The sequence below is a fragment of the Pedobacter westerhofensis genome, assembly GCF_900182595.1.
Taxonomy (GTDB): Bacteria; Bacteroidota; Bacteroidia; order Sphingobacteriales; family Sphingobacteriaceae; genus Pedobacter; species Pedobacter westerhofensis.
In genome coordinates this window covers 178,354-194,631 of record NZ_FXTN01000010.1, presented here as the reverse complement: position 1 = coordinate 194,631, position 16,278 = coordinate 178,354, and the positions used below count along the sequence as shown (strand labels likewise).

General features: G+C 42.2%; 19 protein-coding genes. 12 read left to right on the top strand and 7 right to left on the bottom strand.

Features of this window, described 5'->3' with window-relative positions:
* Positions 1 to 19: 19 nt before the first annotated feature.
* The 7 genes from FN831_RS19610 (at position 20) to FN831_RS19585 (ending at position 6,547) form a co-directional block, all read left to right on the top strand.
* The gene (locus FN831_RS19610; protein WP_142529893.1) at positions 20 to 1,243 is read left to right on the top strand and encodes a DUF4374 domain-containing protein; all 1,224 of its coding nucleotides are present in this window, start codon (positions 20 to 22) and stop codon (positions 1,241 to 1,243) included.
* Between the two features lie 52 nt (positions 1,244 to 1,295).
* Positions 1,296 to 2,477 carry a PepSY-associated TM helix domain-containing protein gene (locus FN831_RS19605; RefSeq protein ID WP_142529892.1) on the top strand — a complete coding sequence of 394 codons (1,182 nt, stop codon included), beginning with the start codon at positions 1,296 to 1,298 and terminating at the stop codon, positions 2,475 to 2,477.
* 122 nt (positions 2,478 to 2,599) lie between these two features.
* Positions 2,600 to 3,154, top strand: coding sequence for an outer membrane beta-barrel protein (locus FN831_RS19600; RefSeq protein ID WP_142529891.1), 555 nt, complete (start codon positions 2,600 to 2,602; stop codon positions 3,152 to 3,154).
* A 122-nt stretch (positions 3,155 to 3,276) separates the two neighbouring features.
* Entirely contained in the window at positions 3,277 to 4,992 is a 1,716-nt protein-coding gene (locus tag FN831_RS19595; RefSeq protein ID WP_246101640.1) for an LTA synthase family protein, read from the top strand.
* A complete protein-coding gene (locus FN831_RS28170; protein ID WP_246101638.1) occupies positions 4,971 to 5,219 on the top strand; it encodes a hypothetical protein in 249 nt (82 codons plus the stop codon). Before FN831_RS19595 ends, FN831_RS28170 begins: the two co-directional genes overlap by 22 nt.
* A 34-nt stretch (positions 5,220 to 5,253) precedes the next feature.
* Positions 5,254 to 5,613, top strand: coding sequence for a hypothetical protein (locus FN831_RS19590; RefSeq protein ID WP_142529890.1), 360 nt, complete (start codon positions 5,254 to 5,256; stop codon positions 5,611 to 5,613).
* A 136-nt stretch (positions 5,614 to 5,749) separates the two neighbouring features.
* Complete coding sequence (locus tag FN831_RS19585; RefSeq protein ID WP_246101637.1) at positions 5,750 to 6,547, top strand: phosphatase PAP2 family protein; 798 nt, start codon at positions 5,750 to 5,752, stop codon at positions 6,545 to 6,547.
* A gap of 93 nt (positions 6,548 to 6,640) precedes the next feature.
* On the opposite strand, the gene FN831_RS19580 is transcribed toward FN831_RS19585, so the two are convergent.
* Complete coding sequence (locus FN831_RS19580) at positions 6,641 to 7,231, bottom strand: HD domain-containing protein (protein WP_142529889.1); 591 nt, start codon at positions 7,229 to 7,231, stop codon at positions 6,641 to 6,643.
* A 291-nt stretch (positions 7,232 to 7,522) separates the two neighbouring features.
* Between FN831_RS19580 and FN831_RS19575 the strand changes: the two genes are divergently transcribed.
* A complete protein-coding gene (locus FN831_RS19575) occupies positions 7,523 to 8,179 on the top strand; it encodes a phosphatase PAP2 family protein (RefSeq protein WP_142529888.1) in 657 nt (218 codons plus the stop codon).
* A gap of 32 nt (positions 8,180 to 8,211) precedes the next feature.
* Complete coding sequence (locus FN831_RS19570; protein WP_185960548.1) at positions 8,212 to 9,018, top strand: alpha/beta hydrolase family esterase; 807 nt, start codon at positions 8,212 to 8,214, stop codon at positions 9,016 to 9,018.
* Here the strand turns inward: FN831_RS19570 and FN831_RS19565 are convergent.
* Entirely contained in the window at positions 9,011 to 9,349 is a 339-nt protein-coding gene (locus tag FN831_RS19565) for a hypothetical protein (RefSeq protein WP_142529886.1), read from the bottom strand. The two genes, FN831_RS19570 and FN831_RS19565, sit on opposite strands and share 8 nt — an antisense overlap.
* 135 nt (positions 9,350 to 9,484) lie before the next feature.
* On the opposite strand from FN831_RS19565, the gene FN831_RS19560 reads away from it, so the two are divergent.
* The 3 genes from FN831_RS19560 to FN831_RS19550 all read left to right on the top strand — a co-directional run bounded on the left by FN831_RS19560 (position 9,485) and on the right by FN831_RS19550 (position 10,979).
* Positions 9,485 to 9,841 (top strand): nuclear transport factor 2 family protein, encoded by a 357-nt coding sequence (locus tag FN831_RS19560; protein WP_185960547.1) that lies wholly within the window; start codon positions 9,485 to 9,487, stop codon positions 9,839 to 9,841.
* 61 nt (positions 9,842 to 9,902) lie between these two features.
* The gene (locus FN831_RS19555; RefSeq protein WP_246101635.1) at positions 9,903 to 10,448 is read left to right on the top strand and encodes a Crp/Fnr family transcriptional regulator; all 546 of its coding nucleotides are present in this window, start codon (positions 9,903 to 9,905) and stop codon (positions 10,446 to 10,448) included.
* 99 nt (positions 10,449 to 10,547) lie between these two features.
* Positions 10,548 to 10,979, top strand: a complete 432-nt coding sequence (locus FN831_RS19550) for a DUF1801 domain-containing protein (protein ID WP_142529883.1) — start codon at positions 10,548 to 10,550, stop codon at positions 10,977 to 10,979.
* A gap of 50 nt (positions 10,980 to 11,029) precedes the next feature.
* On the opposite strand, the gene FN831_RS19545 is transcribed toward FN831_RS19550, so the two are convergent.
* The 5 genes from FN831_RS19545 to FN831_RS19525 all read right to left on the bottom strand — a co-directional run bounded on the left by FN831_RS19545 (position 11,030) and on the right by FN831_RS19525 (position 16,267).
* Positions 11,030 to 11,962 carry a helix-turn-helix domain-containing protein gene (locus FN831_RS19545; RefSeq protein WP_142529882.1) on the bottom strand — a complete coding sequence of 311 codons (933 nt, stop codon included), beginning with the start codon at positions 11,960 to 11,962 and terminating at the stop codon, positions 11,030 to 11,032.
* Positions 11,963 to 12,073: 111 nt separating this feature from the next.
* Positions 12,074 to 13,063, bottom strand: a complete 990-nt coding sequence (locus FN831_RS19540; RefSeq protein WP_142529881.1) for an alpha/beta hydrolase — start codon at positions 13,061 to 13,063, stop codon at positions 12,074 to 12,076.
* Between the two features lie 99 nt (positions 13,064 to 13,162).
* Complete coding sequence (locus FN831_RS19535) at positions 13,163 to 14,050, bottom strand: alpha/beta fold hydrolase (RefSeq protein WP_185960546.1); 888 nt, start codon at positions 14,048 to 14,050, stop codon at positions 13,163 to 13,165.
* Positions 14,007 to 15,419: an alpha/beta fold hydrolase gene (locus FN831_RS19530; protein ID WP_142529879.1), complete on the bottom strand. Its 1,413-nt coding sequence runs from the start codon at positions 15,417 to 15,419 to the stop codon at positions 14,007 to 14,009. Before FN831_RS19530 ends, FN831_RS19535 begins: the two co-directional genes overlap by 44 nt.
* Positions 15,420 to 15,436: 17 nt before the next feature.
* Positions 15,437 to 16,267 carry an SDR family NAD(P)-dependent oxidoreductase gene (locus FN831_RS19525; RefSeq protein WP_142529878.1) on the bottom strand — a complete coding sequence of 277 codons (831 nt, stop codon included), beginning with the start codon at positions 16,265 to 16,267 and terminating at the stop codon, positions 15,437 to 15,439.
* Between the last annotated feature and the right edge of the window lie 11 nt (positions 16,268 to 16,278).

Below are 16,278 nucleotides of genomic sequence, written 5' to 3'. Positions count from 1 at the left end.
CACATCAATAAACTACAGAATGAATATTAGAAATCTCTACAAATCGACAATGCTCGCAGTGATCGCTTTCGCAGCTGTATCCTGCAGTAAAAGTAATGACAATTCAACTCCGGTTACGGGCGAAAGCGTGTATGCTTTGGGTATTGGCGTTACAGGAAGTGATAACGTGAATGTGAATTATATGGTTGCTGCCAACAGCTTAACCACAGGAACAATCACACCAATCGGAAATGGATTAACTTTAACTGGATACCGCGATTACGCAGCAGGAAATAAATCTGTATTTGCGATTGGCGGTTTGGGAGAAGTAAATGCGAACGGTATCGATTACAGCGCTACTGCACCAAGTAACCTTGTGCTTACCGGAAGCTCCGTTTTTCCAAGAGCCTTAAATGATATTTTCCAGATCGATGATACGCAGATGATGGGTATTGAGATTCCAACACAAACTGTAGGGTCAAATATCTCTTTCTATTTTGTAAACATCGCCAGCAAACAAATCACAAAAACAATCACCAGCCCTACGGCACCACTTGTAGTTGGCGCAAATGACCCGATCTACACTGGCTGGGCAATTAACGGCAATAAGTTTTATTTAAGCTACATGCACTTTGATGCGAGCTACGGCACAAATCTGGTAGATAGAAACTATATCGCTGTTTTCTCTTATCCTGAAATGGTTTTCCAACAGGTATTTACGGATACTCGTACAGGTCCTACAGGAGCATGGCAAACAAAGAACGGCTTATTCAAAGTTGAAAATGGCGATATCTATGCGATGTCATCCAGCAATATCTCAAACGGCTTTTCACAGTCGCTTAAGCCAGGTGGTTTCCTGCGTATCAAAAGCGGAGCAACTACTTTTGATCCAACTTATTTCTTCAATACTGACTTGCTGGGTGGTAAAATCTCACACATTAAATACCTGGGTAACGGAATAGCTATCGCTGCCATCAGTACACTCACTTCACAGACTGCGGCAGACAGATGGGGTGATAAAAACTTAAAAATCTCCATCATTGACCTGAATGCAAGCACAATCAAGGATGTAACCGGTGTGCCAATTCATAACGGCGTTGGTGGGCGTTCATTCCCTGTATATGTTGAAGGCGGAAATGTATTCTACCCTGTAACAACTGCAGACGGAACCTACATTTACCAGATCAATGTTGCTTCACTTACTGCAACCAGAGGCGCTAAAATCACAGGCACATTTGTAGGTGGTATTTTCAAAATCAAGTAATTCACCCAAATAATATATGGCTGGGCAAATGAATTTTGCCCAGCTTTTTTTTATGATCACATCCAGACCAACCAAGAAAAAGAAAAAACGCTCAGTCTTCTATCGTGTATCTGCCTGGCTGCATCTATGGCTGGGCCTTGTAAGCGGTATTATCGTTGTTATAGTAAGTATTACGGGAGCAATCTTAACCTTTGAACAGGAGCTGCGTATATTGCTGCAGCCTTATCAAACGGTAGAGGACCATGGAAAACCATTCCTTCCACCTTCTGTCCTCAAACAGAAGACGATCGAAGGTTACAAAATTCCCGGAATATCACATGTGATCTATCGCGGTCGTAACAGGAGCACAATTATTACCTGGTATGGAGACAGAAAAAACTTTTTGATCACCTGGATCAACCCATATACCGGCAAGCTTTTAAAACAGCAGCCACTGGAAGAAGACTTCTACCGGATTATGCTCACCGGACATTATCAGCTTTGGCTGCCAAGAAACATAGGGCAACCACTTGTAGCTTACGCAACCCTGATCTTCGTCATAACGCTGATTACCGGTATGGTGCTCTGGTGGCCCAAAAAGTGGACGCGCTCTACCAGACAGCAAAGCTTTTTTATCAAAACCAAAGCAAGCTTTAAACGGCTGAATTATGATTTGCACAATGTGCTCGGATTTTACTCTTTGCTTATTGCCCTGATCCTGGGACTGACAGGGATGGTGTACGGTATGAGATGGTTTTCCAATAGTGTATACTGGGCAGCATCCGGGGGAGAGAAAAGCAAGGGCAGGTTTGAGCGTATCAAGTCTGACAGCACCCTAACCGCAGTAAGAAATATCCCGGATGAAGACTTCATTTATAACAAAGTCCTCGCGAGGAAAATAGATTTGAGCAGTGTGGATGTTACGATTGGATTTCCTTATGGAAAAGCAGGTGCCTGGAACCTGGATCTTAATCCAAAACCGGGAACAAGATATCTGGAGACCAGCGAGTCTTACGAGCAGCATTCGGTGAAGCTGCTGAAAGCCGGAATGCCTTATGGGCAGGGGAACGGTGGGGATACGATCATGAAGTTAAACTATGATCTCCATGTTGGTGCAATTGGTGGCATCCTTACCAAGATTATCGCGTTTCTTGTTTGTGTCATATCAGCAAGTTTGCCCATTACCGGATTTATTATCTGGTTGCCAAAAGGCAATAAGAAAAAGAACAAAAAGCCAAAAGCGGCTTTAGTTTAATCCATATAAGTATCTTTCATACTGTATACTCAACTTCAGAATTAATCCAGTATTTTAATCTTATTTTGTAAACTGGCGCAAGATATCATTCCTGCGCCAGTTTACAAATAAGCCTAAACGGGATGAAAATACTAATCATTGAAGATGAAACTGAACTGTCAGACAGCATCAGTAAATACCTGACTACCGAGCAATTTACATGCGAAGCCGCTTATGATTACCATAGTAAGCTTACTCTACGTTCCAATGCAATGATCTCTCATAAAGCAATCATTTTTAATTACAAAGGGCTTGACCAAAATACCGACGGAATGGAGTACCGGCTGAATCTCAACGCGGCTTACCAATTTCCCAAAGAGTTATCTGCCGAGCTTTTTGGAAATTACAATTCACCAAGGGTGGGTATTCAGGGAACCAATGCTTCATTCCTGTTCTATACCATGGCAATACGTAAGCAATTCATGAACAAGAAGATGAGTGTCGGCCTGAGCGCAACTGATCCATTTAATAAATATATCAACCAGAATACCACCATTATCCAGGCAGCTAACAGACAATATGCAATAAGGCAGGTTCCATACCGCTCGTTCGGCATTACCTTCAGCTACAAGTTTGGAAACCTTAAGTTTGACCATAAAGAGGAGTCCACAAAAGATCCGGAGATTCCGGCCTTGTAGTCCGAGCCTGGCGGGCTTTGAGATGACTAAATACTGGCTGTCCACTTCTGTCATGGCTGAAATCCAGAATCTCTACAGAATTGGATAATACCTTGCGTTCATAGTCAATTTCAATTGTTAAAATGATCTTTAGAGGTAGGTACAGTGTGCTGTTTTCGTTCTTTGCAAGTTTCGTTATTTGTTCCTTTCTGGTCAGAACCGGATTATTGGTTATCTCTTTACCGAAAACAAACTTTAGTATTTCAGCTGTTCTCAGCCTTTACGTGCTGGGATTTGCCTATGATTTTGCAGTTGCCTTGTTTTTGGTTTGCATTTATAATCTCTATTTGTTACTGCTTCCTTCAAAGTGGACGGGAACAAAGGGCGATAAAATATTCACCTATACCTGGCTCTGCCTTTTACTGTTTATTTCATTTTTTTCTTTTTTTGCCGAGATCACCTTCTGGCAGGAATTTGAAAGCCGCTTTAACTTTATTGCCGTTGATTATCTGATTTACACCTATGAAGTGATCAATAATATCAACGAATCTTATCCATTACCCTTATTGATAGGAGGAGTATTACTTGCAGTCTTATTCCTCTTCTGGATGTTCTCCAAAATGAAAGTTTTTATTACAGCGTTTCAGGAGAAACTGCCATTTCAGAGAAGAGCGCTAAAGTCTGGGGTTATTTTGCTGCTGACGATTGTTGCTCCTTTTGTACTGAGCAATGCAATGGCCGAATCCGGTACCAACAGATATCAAAATGAACTGTCAAAAGCGGGGATATATTCTTTTTTTGCTGCTTTCAAAAATAATGAACTCAGCTATAATGATTTCTATTCCCTGCTGCCAAAGGATGAGGCATACCGGGTGATCAGATCAGAACTGAAAGAGAAGAATAGCCGCTTTTTAAAAGAGGGCAACAGTATAAAACGAGAAATCATTAATCCCGGGCCGGTTTACAAACCAAATGTAATCATGATTACCGTCGAGAGCCTGAGTGCAGATTTTATGGAGCATTTCGGCAATACACAACACCTCATGCCCGTGTTGGATTCACTCGCAAATCATAACCTGTTGTTTACCAATATGTACGCTGCCGGAACCAGAACCGTGCGGGGAATGGAGGCGCTGACGATCTCGGCCCCACCAACGCCGGGGAGCAGTATTGTACGAAGACCAGGCAATCAAAACCTCAGTACCGTAGGACATATTTTTGAGCAGGAGGGATACCACCGTACATTCTACTACGGCGGCGATGGGTATTTTGATAATATGAATGAATATTTCGGAAGTAACGGCTTTGATATTACGGATCGCGGCAGAAGTATCAAATTGGGCGATACCTATCATACAAAAAGAACAATCATTGGCAATAACCAGGTTCATTTTGAAAATGCCTGGGGTATCAGTGATGAAGACCTCTTTGATGCAGTACTAAGAGGTTCTGATCAGCAATACAAAGAGGGCAAACCTTTTTATAATTTCGTTATGACTACTTCTAACCACCGTCCGTTTACCTATCCTTCGGGCGAAATCAACCTGCCTTCGGGCAGTGGCAGGGATGGAGCCGTCCGCTACACCGACTATGCGATAGGGAAATTTATCGAACATCTCAAACTGAGGCCCTGGTTTAGAAAGATCGTTGTAATTATTGTTGCCGACCATTGTGCATCCAGCGCTGGTAAAAATGAAATCGATATCAGCAAATACCATATACCATGTATCATCCTTAACCTTCCTCATGATGGCAGGCAGGTGATCAGCAAAATGTGCTCGCAGATTGATCTTTATCCAACACTATTTGGACTGCTGGGCTGGAATACCAGAGCAATTTGTACGGGAAAAATGTTCTGAATGCAAGTTACCAGCCAAGGGCAATATTAGGTACCTACCAAAAACTCGCCTATCTCAGACAGGATAGCCTGGTAATCCTGGGGCCGCAACAGAAAACGGAGACCTTCTTATACAACAAGGTCAGAAATGAGCAGATACCTTCGCCATTGTCTGCAGGAACTATCAATAAAGCTATTGCAAACTATCAAACTGCCTACGACCTTTTTAAAAATGGCGGTATGCACTAGTAAATAGATTTAAACCGACTAGAATACCCTTTAAATGAAAGAACGAATTGGAATGCTGATCTGGAAGGAGATGAATAGGCAGGGCCTTACTCACGGTAAGTTCGTCGAGACATTACGTGCGAGAAATGTATTCCTAAAAGACTTCTTTAAGTTTGATGTGATAGATCCTTACTCCCTGATACAAATCTCTGAAGTCTTAAAAGTAAATTTTTTTCAGTTTTATGAGCCTGAAGATTTAACAACCTCACTCAGGATCCATGATAAGGATAACAATAAAATCTCCTTACTGAAAGATGTTGTAAAGAGACAGGACAAGCTATTGCTTACACAACAAAGAATGATCAGAGAGCAGGATGATTTGATTAAAAAGCTAAAGGAAATCTATCATGATTGATATTCAATAAGATGAGTAATGTCAATGATCAACACTTGGAGATTGTAGAATGATAATTGGCTGAAAAACAAAGTTTCTCCAGTATTGAGCATTTTCTTTGCCGGTATCGCAGTAAGCGAATTTACAAAATAAATATATGAAACTTCTCAGTACCATTAAAACCCAAATCCTTGTCGTGCTAACTGTATTACCGGGATTTCTTTTGGCTCAGAATATAGTAGCTCAAAAGCCAGACTCGATGACTACTGAACCGGTATTGTTAATGAAGACCCGCGGACAAAATCCACCAACTGTCAGGTCTTTCATTATTCCGGCCGTCCTGGTTTCATATGGATTACTTTCCTTAAGCAACAATGGTATCAGAACTCTTGATTTTAGTACAAAATCAGAGATACAGGAAGACCACCCTTTATTTGCACATCACCTGGATAATTATCTGCAATATGCGCCTATGGTAGCTGTTTACGGTTTAAACCTTGCAGGAGTAAAAGGCAGGCACAGCATTGCCGACCAGACTGGATTATATCTGTTATCTTTTGGTATTATGGGCGTAACCACAACAACCATCAAGCATTTGGCTGACAGGCCCCGGCCTGACGGTTCCAACAACTATTCTTTTCCTTCCGGACACACCGCTAATGCTTTTGCTGCAGCTGAGTTTTTAAATCAGGAGTACTGTGATGTTTCTCCATGGATAGGTTATGCTGGATATGCTGTAGCCACGGCTACCGGAGCCTTAAGGCTATATAATAATAAGCATTGGTTAAGTGATGTAGTGGCAGGAGCAGGATTTGGTATCGCATCAACCAAAATTGCCTATCTCGTTTATCCTCATCTTAAAAAAATGCTGATTGGCAGGCAAAGCATAAATTATTCGGTGGTGCCAATGTATCAGCAGAAAGCCGCAGGACTGGCATTTAGCGGAACATTCTAAGTTTTTCGCCGGTCACTTTATCTCCTTCTGATCTGACTGAGTGGCACGGGCTCTGCAATCAAAATCACAGAGCAGCACAAAAAGCAACAAGTATTATCGAATATCCTTGTTCAGTTTTCTGATATTCAGCTCCTTTTTTGGTTGAAGGACTGTTTTTCCATATGCTGTCCAGTAATTGTGTTCCCTTAGCATATGATGATTTAGTTTATTCCATTGTTCATCAGTGTAGTGCAAATTCAGATTGATCTCCCATTCCTTTTTGAGTGCCTGCTCATGCCTTGGGTAATCGTTGCGGGTAAAGTGATAAAAATCGGCATCGCAGATAATTTTCTCCAGTAATGAAGATGGATTTTGTGGCATCCTTGTGGCCAGGATACAGGAAATGATTTGTTCAATACGTGATTCCTCGATCTTCAGGATAGTCAAAAATACACGGGCAATATTAGCACTTTCGGTTTCGTGGCCTTTGTAAGTACTGCAATATCCCAGGTCATGAAGCCATGCTGCAATAGCTACTGTCTCCAGTTCCGCCTCAGTAATATTGGAATGTAAGCCAATATCAAGTGTAGCTGATACCACCTCTATTGTATGATTCAGGTTGTGAAAGTAAAGATCTCTACTCAGCCTCTGCTTTAAAAGCATATTGGCGAATTCTTCAACTTTATCCAATAATTCGCTTTTCATATACTCCTCAAGATATAGGCAACATGATATACATATTCTCTATCATGTCTAACCGGATATGGTAAATGGTATTGGTATACTAATACAGGTAAACGAAATATCAAAAATGAATCTGTAGAAATTCTGTAGATGCATCCATAAAGCAAAATATTTGGCATCATTGTTTTATAAAAATATCACTTAATCTGGTGAAATTCTGTCTGTCACCAGAAAGATTACAAAGTTCTTCTGTAATTTGCGGTTATTACAGTGCAGCTCAACCTGCATTTTATCCCCATTTCAAACCGAATAATGAAAGTTTTAAGCAAAAGCAAAGGCCAGCTGCTCGTAAATACCCTCCTCATCATTACGACTGCCTTTATTGGATTAAGTTGTTTTATCTATTTCTTTCCTTTGTCATATATTGACCTTGATGTATCACGGTTAATACAGAAATACAATAATGCTACGCTGGATAATTTGATGGCTTTTATCAGCATCTTCGGCACAATGCCATACTCGGGCACTACGGTCGGTGTGGTAGCATTACTATTTTTTATATTCAATCACAAAAAGGAAGCTTTATTCACTTTACTGACTTCATTATCTGGTTTGGTCAGCACGCTGGTCAAAATGCTCATTGATCGGCCAAGACCAGGCAAAGACCTGGTACGGATCATAGAAATAACCAGACAGCAAAGTTTCCCCAGCGGCCACACTTTGTTTTATACTGTATTTTTTGGCTTTTTAATTATCGCAATGGGCAACCTGAAGTCGATTAACTATTATGTTCGGGTAACTGTCACCACTTTATCTTCGGCAATGCTTCTCCTTATACCTTTCTCCAGAATATACCTCGGTGCACATTGGTTTACGGATGTATTGGGTGGGGCAATGCTTGGAGTACTATGCCTGTCAGTTCTGGGGTATTTCTATTTGCCGAAGAAAGAGATAAAAGAAAATACATAATATTTGATGAAAATGACGTTTTATTAAAACATATGAAAAGGGCAATCGAACTTACTATCATCATATTAATATCCGTACTTTATGGTACAGTAGCTGCACAATCTTCTGATCCGTTTCAGATAAGGAAGTGGACAATTGGTGATCAGCAAAGGGAAGCCATAGTATATATACCTGCCTCTGCTAAAGACAAGCCAAGTCCGGTCATCTTTGTTTTTCACGGGCACGGAGGCAACATGAAGAATATGTTTGAAGCGCACCGGTTTGACAAGCTTTGGCCGGATGCTATTGTAGTTGCTCCGCAGGGATTACCAACGCCGGGGCAATTGCTGGATCGTGAGGGAAAACTTGCCGGCTGGCAGAAAGGGCCAGGCGATATGGGCGACCGTGACATTCATTTCTTTGATGAAATCTTCAGCAGCTTACAAACAGAATATCAAATAGATATTAAACGCATATATGCCACAGGGCATTCTAATGGCGGCAGTTTTACCTATCTGTTGTGGGCGATGCGCGCTGATGTATTTGCTGCGGTTGCACCTTCTGCTGCGGTTGCTTTTCGTTTCAATGACCTGCTGAAACCTAAGCCGGTAATGCATATCATGGGTGAAGCAGATCCGCTGGTGAAGCCTGCCTGGCAGCAAATGCAGGTTGCTAAACTCTTGAAATTAAACAATTGCAGCACTTCTGGCGAGCCATATGGTAGCTTTTCCACGATATACCCGTCGGCACAGGGAGATCCGGTTGTGGTTTACAAACATCCCGGTGGACATACTTATCCCGCGGATGCAAACGCAGTCGTAGTCAGGTTTTTTAAAAGCGTCTCTAAAGGAGTTAATTGATCTTCTCAGTCTTTTTTCTTATTCTTTTAACTAAGCTGTGAGAAACCTCTGCAAAATCAACAATCTGATCGTCAGTTAAGCCTTGTTTTCTGATCAACCTGGCAATCTCTGCTTCTTGAGCTTCTTTTATGCCTAATCTTTTACCTCTTAGTTCTGCTTGTCCAATTAAAATATCCTCAATTGTCATATTGGTTGTATTCTTAGTTGTTAATAAATTAATCTTACGCTCAAAATTATGCTTTGTCTCCTGAAATTCAAAATTTACGTAGTAAAAAAGAAAATTCATTAACATTCTTTTCTTTGCATCTTCTAAATCTCTTTCAAGTATCAATGATTTAATTATTAACAAATATACTAAAGGATGAATTTTGTCATTATTTCCCATCCACTCATTCCCGGCCGAACATATCTTAAAACCTTCAACCAGTTGAACTTTTTCCAGCAGGATAGCCGCTACTTTTGGTGTATGGAAAACATTAAAATAATCGAAGAAACCATTCTCACTTACACAAGTGCCTGGAATGAAACAGAACGCAGTGCAGTACTGGAGAAGATCAAAAAATGCTGGGCTGCCGAAGGAACGTATACAGATAAGCTGACAGATACAATAACTGGTCAGGATGCACTTGCTGACCTGATTGTTGGATCTTACGCGCAAATGGGCCCACGAACATTTAAAGTACTGGGCGAGCCAGCTACACATCACCAAAGCGGCCGTTTCAACTGGCTGGCGATCCGTCCTGAAGGCTATCCTGTTCCGGGCACGGATTATTTTGAATTTGATGACGAGAACCGCATTACGCGAATAGTGGGCTTTTTCTAAACCTTAACCAATTGGATCGTTATATTTGATCATGTCTGAATTTATTTTGTCAAATTTTGCAATGCACATAACGCTTGCTCCCGAAGAAAAGGAGCAGGCGCTTGCTTTGCTGCAGCGCAAAATAATTACCAAACGTACTTTTTTGCTGCGACCGGGAGAGGTTGACAGAAATATTTACTTCGTCAATAAGGGCTGCCTCCGGATGTTTAATACCGATCAGAATGGTAATGAGCATACCATCTGCTTTTATCCTGAAAATTGGTGGGTGTGCGATATTGTCAGCTTTTTTAAGGAAAAACCTTCGATGAACAGTATACAGGTGCTGGAAGATAGCGAGGTGTACTATTTTACTTTACCGCGGCTGGAAGAACTGTTTCTGAAAGTCCCAAAATTTGAACGTTTTTTCCGGATATTGACACAAAACGGATTTGAGATGTACCAGCGAAGGATCACCTCTAATTTATCCAGAACCGCTGAGCAACGCTACCGGGAATTCAGAAAGCAGTACCCCGGACTTGAACAGCGGATCGCCCAGAAGCATATCGCCGGTTATGTGGGGATCACCCCGGTGTTCCTGAGCATGATGCGAAAGAATAAGAATCTGTAAGGAGTTCTCATTGTTTGAGCAGTGATTACAAATTCAGTTTCCAGCTAAATTTAGAGAAAAGGATTAATATCTGTAAATTGGATAATTAATCAAATAGATATGTCAACTATCAAAACATTAGTTTCTGAGGCAAGTGTGGCTGATTTTATCAACTCATATGCTGATACTGATCAAAAACGGCAGGACAGTTTTGAACTGCTAAGGATCATGGAAAGCTATACCGGCTATACGGCTAAACTTTGGGGAACAAGTATTATAGGTTTTGGTTCCTATCATTATAAATCTGAAAAGAGTACCCAGGAGGGAGACTGCCCGCTTGTTGGATTCTCTCCCCGCAAAGCTGCGATCTCACTTTATGTATATGCAGACAGTCCTGAAAACGCCAGGTTGTTAAAGGAATTAGGGAAGTTTAAGATGGGGAAGGCCTGTATCTACGTTAAAAAGCTAAGCGATATCAATATTGATGTGCTTGAAAAAATGATAGCTGAAAGCACAAGCCGTTTAAAAGAACGGCATCCTGATAAGGGATAAATAAAAACTGATCTTGTAGATGTTTTTATTATCGCTGAAACGGATTCCGTTTATTGTGCGTTTAGCGTACACTTGTTTCGGAAAAGACTTTGCTTAAATGCTGTTGGCGTAAAGCCGGTTTTATTTTTGAAAACTTTACTGAACGACTGCGGATGCTCAAAACCTAAACTATAGGCCACTTCACTTATTGAAAGCCCCGAAACACTAATCAGTCCTTTAGCTTTTTCAACCATACGATAATGAATATGCTGAAGCGCGCTCTGTCCGGTCAGCTCTTTTATTTTTTCGCTGAGATGGTGTGGGCTAAGGTGCATCAGATCTGCCAGGTATTTAACCGTAAGGATTGGTTTAACCTCATTTTCATTGTAATTGAAATAGTCTTGAAGCTTGTTCTCAAAACCTGTCAGGAAATCAGATCCCGCTTTGCTGGCAGGACTGAACTGCTGATGGTAATAGCGGTTAATTTGTCTGAGCAAAAGCTCCAGTTGAGCCACCAATATAGGTTCGCCAAATCGCTTGTCGCCAGATCTTGCTTCTTTACTGATTTCCCGCACCAGCATATTAATTGACTCCTCCTGCTGGGGCTGGAGGCTCAGGCCCTGGTAAACCTCATAGGAGAAAAATTCAAATTCCGTGATGTTATGTACCAGGGGGTATGAACGAAAAAGATCTGGGTGAAAGGCCAATGCCCATCCTGCCGAAAAATAATGATCCTGCACGGTAATTACCTGTCCCGGTGCCTGAAAAGTTAAAGAGCCTGTAGTAAAATCAAAGGCATTCTGACCATAACCTAGTGTTCCGCCGGTATTTCTCTTAAACCAAATCGAGTAAAAATCAAAAACCAAACTATCGGAAGAAGCATGTGCTACACATTGCCTGTTCTCCAGATCAAATACCGTAATCAGCGGGTGCTCCGATTTTGGAAGAAAAAAGAGCTTGTGCAGATCTTGTATCGTCTTCAGCAGGTAGGGTACATTCTTCATATTCTATTTTGATCACCGTAAAATTAACAAGAGTTGCACGAGCACAGGTTGACGGAATGTCAAAAGACCGACTTAAGGTGGCCGGTTTTTTGACATTAAGAATGTTTGACACTAGAATGATTTAATAGCGTTTATATGGTCTGCTGTTGCCCGCTCTGCTACCGGTGCTTCGGGGGTAAATAGTTCAAACCCATGTGGTGCGCCGGGGTGTAAGTGAAATTCCAATGGTACCCCTGCTTCTGCTGCTTTGCGCGCATATTCGAGATTTTCAACTTTGAAATAATCAAGATCTCCAACCGATATGTAAATGGGGGCCAGGTCTTCAAACTTATCCAGTAATGCGGGCGATGCAATCATCAGGTCATGGCCGCTCAGATGATCCGGACTGATCACTGCATCCCATGCAGTTTTGATCACCTGATATCCTACCATAGTGAATGGTTCAATATGTTCGTCCGGGATTGTGTTCCGATAATCCAGCATAGGGTAAATCAGGATTTGTCTGGCTAAGTGTATCCTTCTGTCGCGGGCCAGTATCGCCGCAGCTGCCGCAATTCCTCCGCCGGCGCTGTCTCCCATAATAGCGATCCTATCCTTATTTATGCCAAGCTGTCCGGCATTTTCCCTAAGCCAGATAATAGCTGCAAATGCCTGTTCTGCCTGATCCTTTCCATTGGTTTGTGGTGATAGCCCATATTCTACAGATAAGAACGGTACGTTTGAACGCTGTACGTAATTTGCAACTACGCGGTCATAAAGATCTACCGATCCGGCAACATGTCCTCCGCCATGTATAAAGACAACTGCCGGACTTTCATCGGCAATATCTTCAGGCGTATACCATCTCATTTTTACGTCTGACTGGTCAGCGGCTTTCGTCTCAAAATCCTGCCTGCGAATTTGCGCATTTGCCGGCCAATGGCCATTCATGTTGATATAAAGCTGATCAAGATACTCTGCTAATTCTTTCGGGGTTCCTTCTTCAAACTTTTGTATGGGGGCATGACTGCCAAGAAATTTCATGAAAGCCCGCTCGATTTCACCATCCAGTTTAATTTTGTTTGTTATTGGAGTTAATTCCTCCTGTTTTTTCGTTTCCATTTTTATTATCAGTTATTGCAATACAAAATTGCATCACTGATATGGCTGTAATTAAAGCATATTGCGGTTTGATTTAACCATATGGTGGTTTGTAAATTTTTAAGGAATAAATGCTAAAATTCTCTTTGCCAGCCAGTCGGGGTTTTCTTCGGGTATAAAATGACCACAATGCGGAGCTACATCTCGGATCAATCGTTCTGCGGCTTCTTCCAATTGTTCGTATACAGCATCCTTCATCCGTGAATGTTCGCCACCTATGGCCAATACGGGCATTTTTAGCTTTGGCAATAGGTTTTTGTTATCCTCTGCATCCTGTTCAAATGCCCTGTAAAGTTCAAAACCTGCATGTAAAGTTGTTTCATTGGAATATGCTTCAATAAAAGGCCGTACTTCTGCATCGTTCAAAACCTGCTTGTTGTAAGATAGTCCCTGGAAAAAGTAATTCAGATATTGGGCGACATTGTTTTTTACTAATATTTCGGGCAGATCTTTCTGCTGATGAAATGCAAAATGCCATCTCGGCCATCTACCCCGTTCCTGTTCCCAGCCCGTTAAACCGGGAATGGGGACATCAATAATGACTGCGGCCTCAACTTCTGAGGAATAATGTTTTGCGTAAGCATAGGCAACCTGCCCGCCAATATCGTGGCCAATCACGGCAATTTTGCTATACCCCAGTTTAACAATGAGGTCATGGATATATCGTGCAAGTTCCTTTTTGGAATAGCCCTCTTTGGAGGGACCGGAATTGCCTATCCCCGGCAGGTCAACTGTGATCACGGTATGATGATCAGTAAGGATTGGTATAACATGCCGCCATGCGTCCTGTGTCTGTGGCCATCCATGGATCAGTAAAACCACTGAGCCTTTTCCCTGTACAGAATAGGAAAGTTCTACCTCCCTTACTGTTTCATATTCTTTCTTTAAGTGTCCGGACATTTTCTTATGTTCTAAATGGTTCAGCAATGCTGCGCGTGGGTATAACATCAGTGAAATTTTTGATGTCATCCATCACTTTTTGTGTCAGGGGTGCATTAAATGCAGTATCCAGTGCATGCCTGTCTTTAAAAATACCTGCCCAGATGATAATCGTTCCGGCATCTTTATCGGTTGGTAAGTATACACTGGCACGCTCTAAACCATAAGCATCCCAGGCCTCCCTCACTAAAGGACAATGCACGTTTATATAATAATCCTGATCAAAATGTGTTTCACTATCACCATTGTAACTCACATAGAATATTATTTTATCCGTTTGTTCATTTGGATTTCCGGCTGATCCGTCAATTCCTTCCGGCATATTTGACGTGGTAACTTTACTCAACCAGCTTAATACAGGCTGTAGTGCTTCATCAGAATTACTTTCATAAATAAGCCCATGGCCATTACCAAATACTCCATGATCCGGCAAATGTATCTGACTGGCTGCTGCTCCGGCCGTATTCAAAAACTCAACTATAGCAGGTCCGTTTTTCGCGAACACCGAAGCTTCACCGGTAACAATAGCAACTGGCATGTCTTTTAAAGCGGGAATTTGTAATCGTGAGGGATCTGCAGCGCGTACCTCTTCGGGGCTTTTACGTTCCGGAAAGTAAGTTACAGGACCTGCGGTCAGGCCCCATTCAAGTGTTCCAAAACCGGGTGTTGTTGCAAAAGCCGGCCCCATCGGCTCTACACTCACAATAGCCACCAGCAGCTCCGGACGTTGATCGGCTACCATCCATCCCAGCGGACCTGATGCCGAATGAGTCATTAAAATGGAGGGCCCAATTTTATCCAATAAAGCTGATAAACGTGCTGTGTCCATTTCCTGTGATTCCCTGTAATTGGTAGGTAAGGGGCCAAAGGCTGCAATAAATTGATCCAGCATAGCGTCATCATTTCGGTCAAATGGCCATTGGGTCTGTGTTTCTTTGTCTTCGGGCGGAAAAAATACATGTTCACCTTCTTCATAAGAAAAAGCATTTCCGGGCTGGCCGGATAAATCCGGGTGGGTGTGCGACCGCCCATGCCCGGGACGATCTACGATCAGCACTGCATATCCTGCCTCTGATAATCGCTGTGCCCATCCCGGTCTGCCGTCGGGCGTATCCATCCATTCCGTGCCTTGGAGAAGCCCTCCGTGAACCAATATAACCGGGTATGGCTGAGTAACCTGTTCGGGTGCCTGCCACTCTACAAACATAGGGCCGTGCTGTAAGGTCTGGCTGCCTTTTTTTATGCGTTCACCTGTAATCCAGAAATGGCCCCGGCGGCTGGTTGTTGCTGGCCTGTCCAGCCAAAATTGCCAGGGTTCATTTTGCATTGAAACTATATTGCCATTATTTTTAAGACCGGCAGTTGTGATATGATTCATATGGATTTGGGCTGGATTTAAAACTCTGTTGACAGGGTCACTGCTTTCATGCCTTCATAATCTGCTTTTAACTGCTCCAGTTTCTTGCTGGCACGTTCATATGCCTCCTTACCTAAGAGTAAGCGGAATGGTGGGTTAGTCATTTGGATTACATCATAGATGGCAGCAGCCGCTTTTTCCGGATCAATGGGTTGTTTTCCATTATTGGCTGCCAGCGTTTGTCTGCGTTTCCCTGAGCTATTGGCATATTCTTTCATTTCAAGTTTTGATGAAGTAAGGGAGCCGCCGAGGAAGTTGGTGCGGATTGCGCTTGGCGCTACAACGGTTACTTTAATACCAAATTCAATTACTTCATGATAAAGTGCTTCAGAAAATCCTTCTACAGCAAATTTGGACGCGTTGTACATGCCCCATCCGCCCGAACCAATAATTCCGGCTATAGAAGAAAGATTGATGATATGTCCGTTCTGCATCTTACGCATATGCGGCAATACTAACCTGATCATACGTAATGGAGCATGCACGTTGACGGCGATCACCTGTTGTTCCTCTTCTGATGAGGTTTCTTCAATTGCACCTACAAAACCATAACCTGCATTATTGATCAGTACATCAATGCGGCCATGTTTTTCAATGATATCACCGATCATATTTTTGACCGCTTCTTCGCTGGTTAAATCCAGTCCATATACTTCTAAATCAGCGTTTTTACGCAGCAAGGGATCAAACTTGCCTGCATCACGTGTGGTTACAATAACAGTTTGATTTTTTTGTAAAAGGTATTTCACCAGGCTAAGCCCCAATCCCTGGGAAGCGCCTGTGATTAAATATATTTTTTGCTGTTCCATAGCTTTATTTA

Excerpts from the sequence above, each read along its gene's own strand:
- FN831_RS19580 (WP_142529889.1), bottom strand. The coding sequence starts at position 7,231 with ATGAAAAGCGAATTATTGGATAAAGTTGAAGAATTCGCCAATATGCTT.
- FN831_RS19570 (WP_185960548.1), top strand. The coding sequence starts at position 8,212 with ATGAAAAGGGCAATCGAACTTACTATCATCATATTAATATCCGTACTT.
- FN831_RS19610 (WP_142529893.1), top strand. The coding sequence starts at position 20 with ATGAATATTAGAAATCTCTACAAATCGACAATGCTCGCAGTGATCGCT.
- FN831_RS19555 (WP_246101635.1), top strand. The coding sequence starts at position 9,903 with ATGCACATAACGCTTGCTCCCGAAGAAAAGGAGCAGGCGCTTGCTTTG.
- FN831_RS19585 (WP_246101637.1), top strand. The coding sequence starts at position 5,750 with ATGAAACTTCTCAGTACCATTAAAACCCAAATCCTTGTCGTGCTAACT.
- FN831_RS19590 (WP_142529890.1), top strand. The coding sequence starts at position 5,254 with ATGAAAGAACGAATTGGAATGCTGATCTGGAAGGAGATGAATAGGCAG.
- FN831_RS19595 (WP_246101640.1), top strand. The coding sequence starts at position 3,277 with ATGATCTTTAGAGGTAGGTACAGTGTGCTGTTTTCGTTCTTTGCAAGT.
- FN831_RS19600 (WP_142529891.1), top strand. The coding sequence starts at position 2,600 with ATGAAAATACTAATCATTGAAGATGAAACTGAACTGTCAGACAGCATC.
- FN831_RS19545 (WP_142529882.1), bottom strand. The coding sequence starts at position 11,962 with ATGAAGAATGTACCCTACCTGCTGAAGACGATACAAGATCTGCACAAG.
- FN831_RS19525 (WP_142529878.1), bottom strand. The coding sequence starts at position 16,267 with ATGGAACAGCAAAAAATATATTTAATCACAGGCGCTTCCCAGGGATTG.
- FN831_RS19575 (WP_142529888.1), top strand. The coding sequence starts at position 7,523 with ATGAAAGTTTTAAGCAAAAGCAAAGGCCAGCTGCTCGTAAATACCCTC.
- FN831_RS19530 (WP_142529879.1), bottom strand. The coding sequence starts at position 15,419 with ATGAATCATATCACAACTGCCGGTCTTAAAAATAATGGCAATATAGTT.
- FN831_RS19550 (WP_142529883.1), top strand. The coding sequence starts at position 10,548 with ATGTCAACTATCAAAACATTAGTTTCTGAGGCAAGTGTGGCTGATTTT.
- FN831_RS19535 (WP_185960546.1), bottom strand. The coding sequence starts at position 14,050 with ATGTTATACCCACGCGCAGCATTGCTGAACCATTTAGAACATAAGAAA.
- FN831_RS19605 (WP_142529892.1), top strand. The coding sequence starts at position 1,296 with ATGATCACATCCAGACCAACCAAGAAAAAGAAAAAACGCTCAGTCTTC.
- FN831_RS19560 (WP_185960547.1), top strand. The coding sequence starts at position 9,485 with ATGGAAAACATTAAAATAATCGAAGAAACCATTCTCACTTACACAAGT.
- FN831_RS19540 (WP_142529881.1), bottom strand. The coding sequence starts at position 13,063 with ATGGAAACGAAAAAACAGGAGGAATTAACTCCAATAACAAACAAAATT.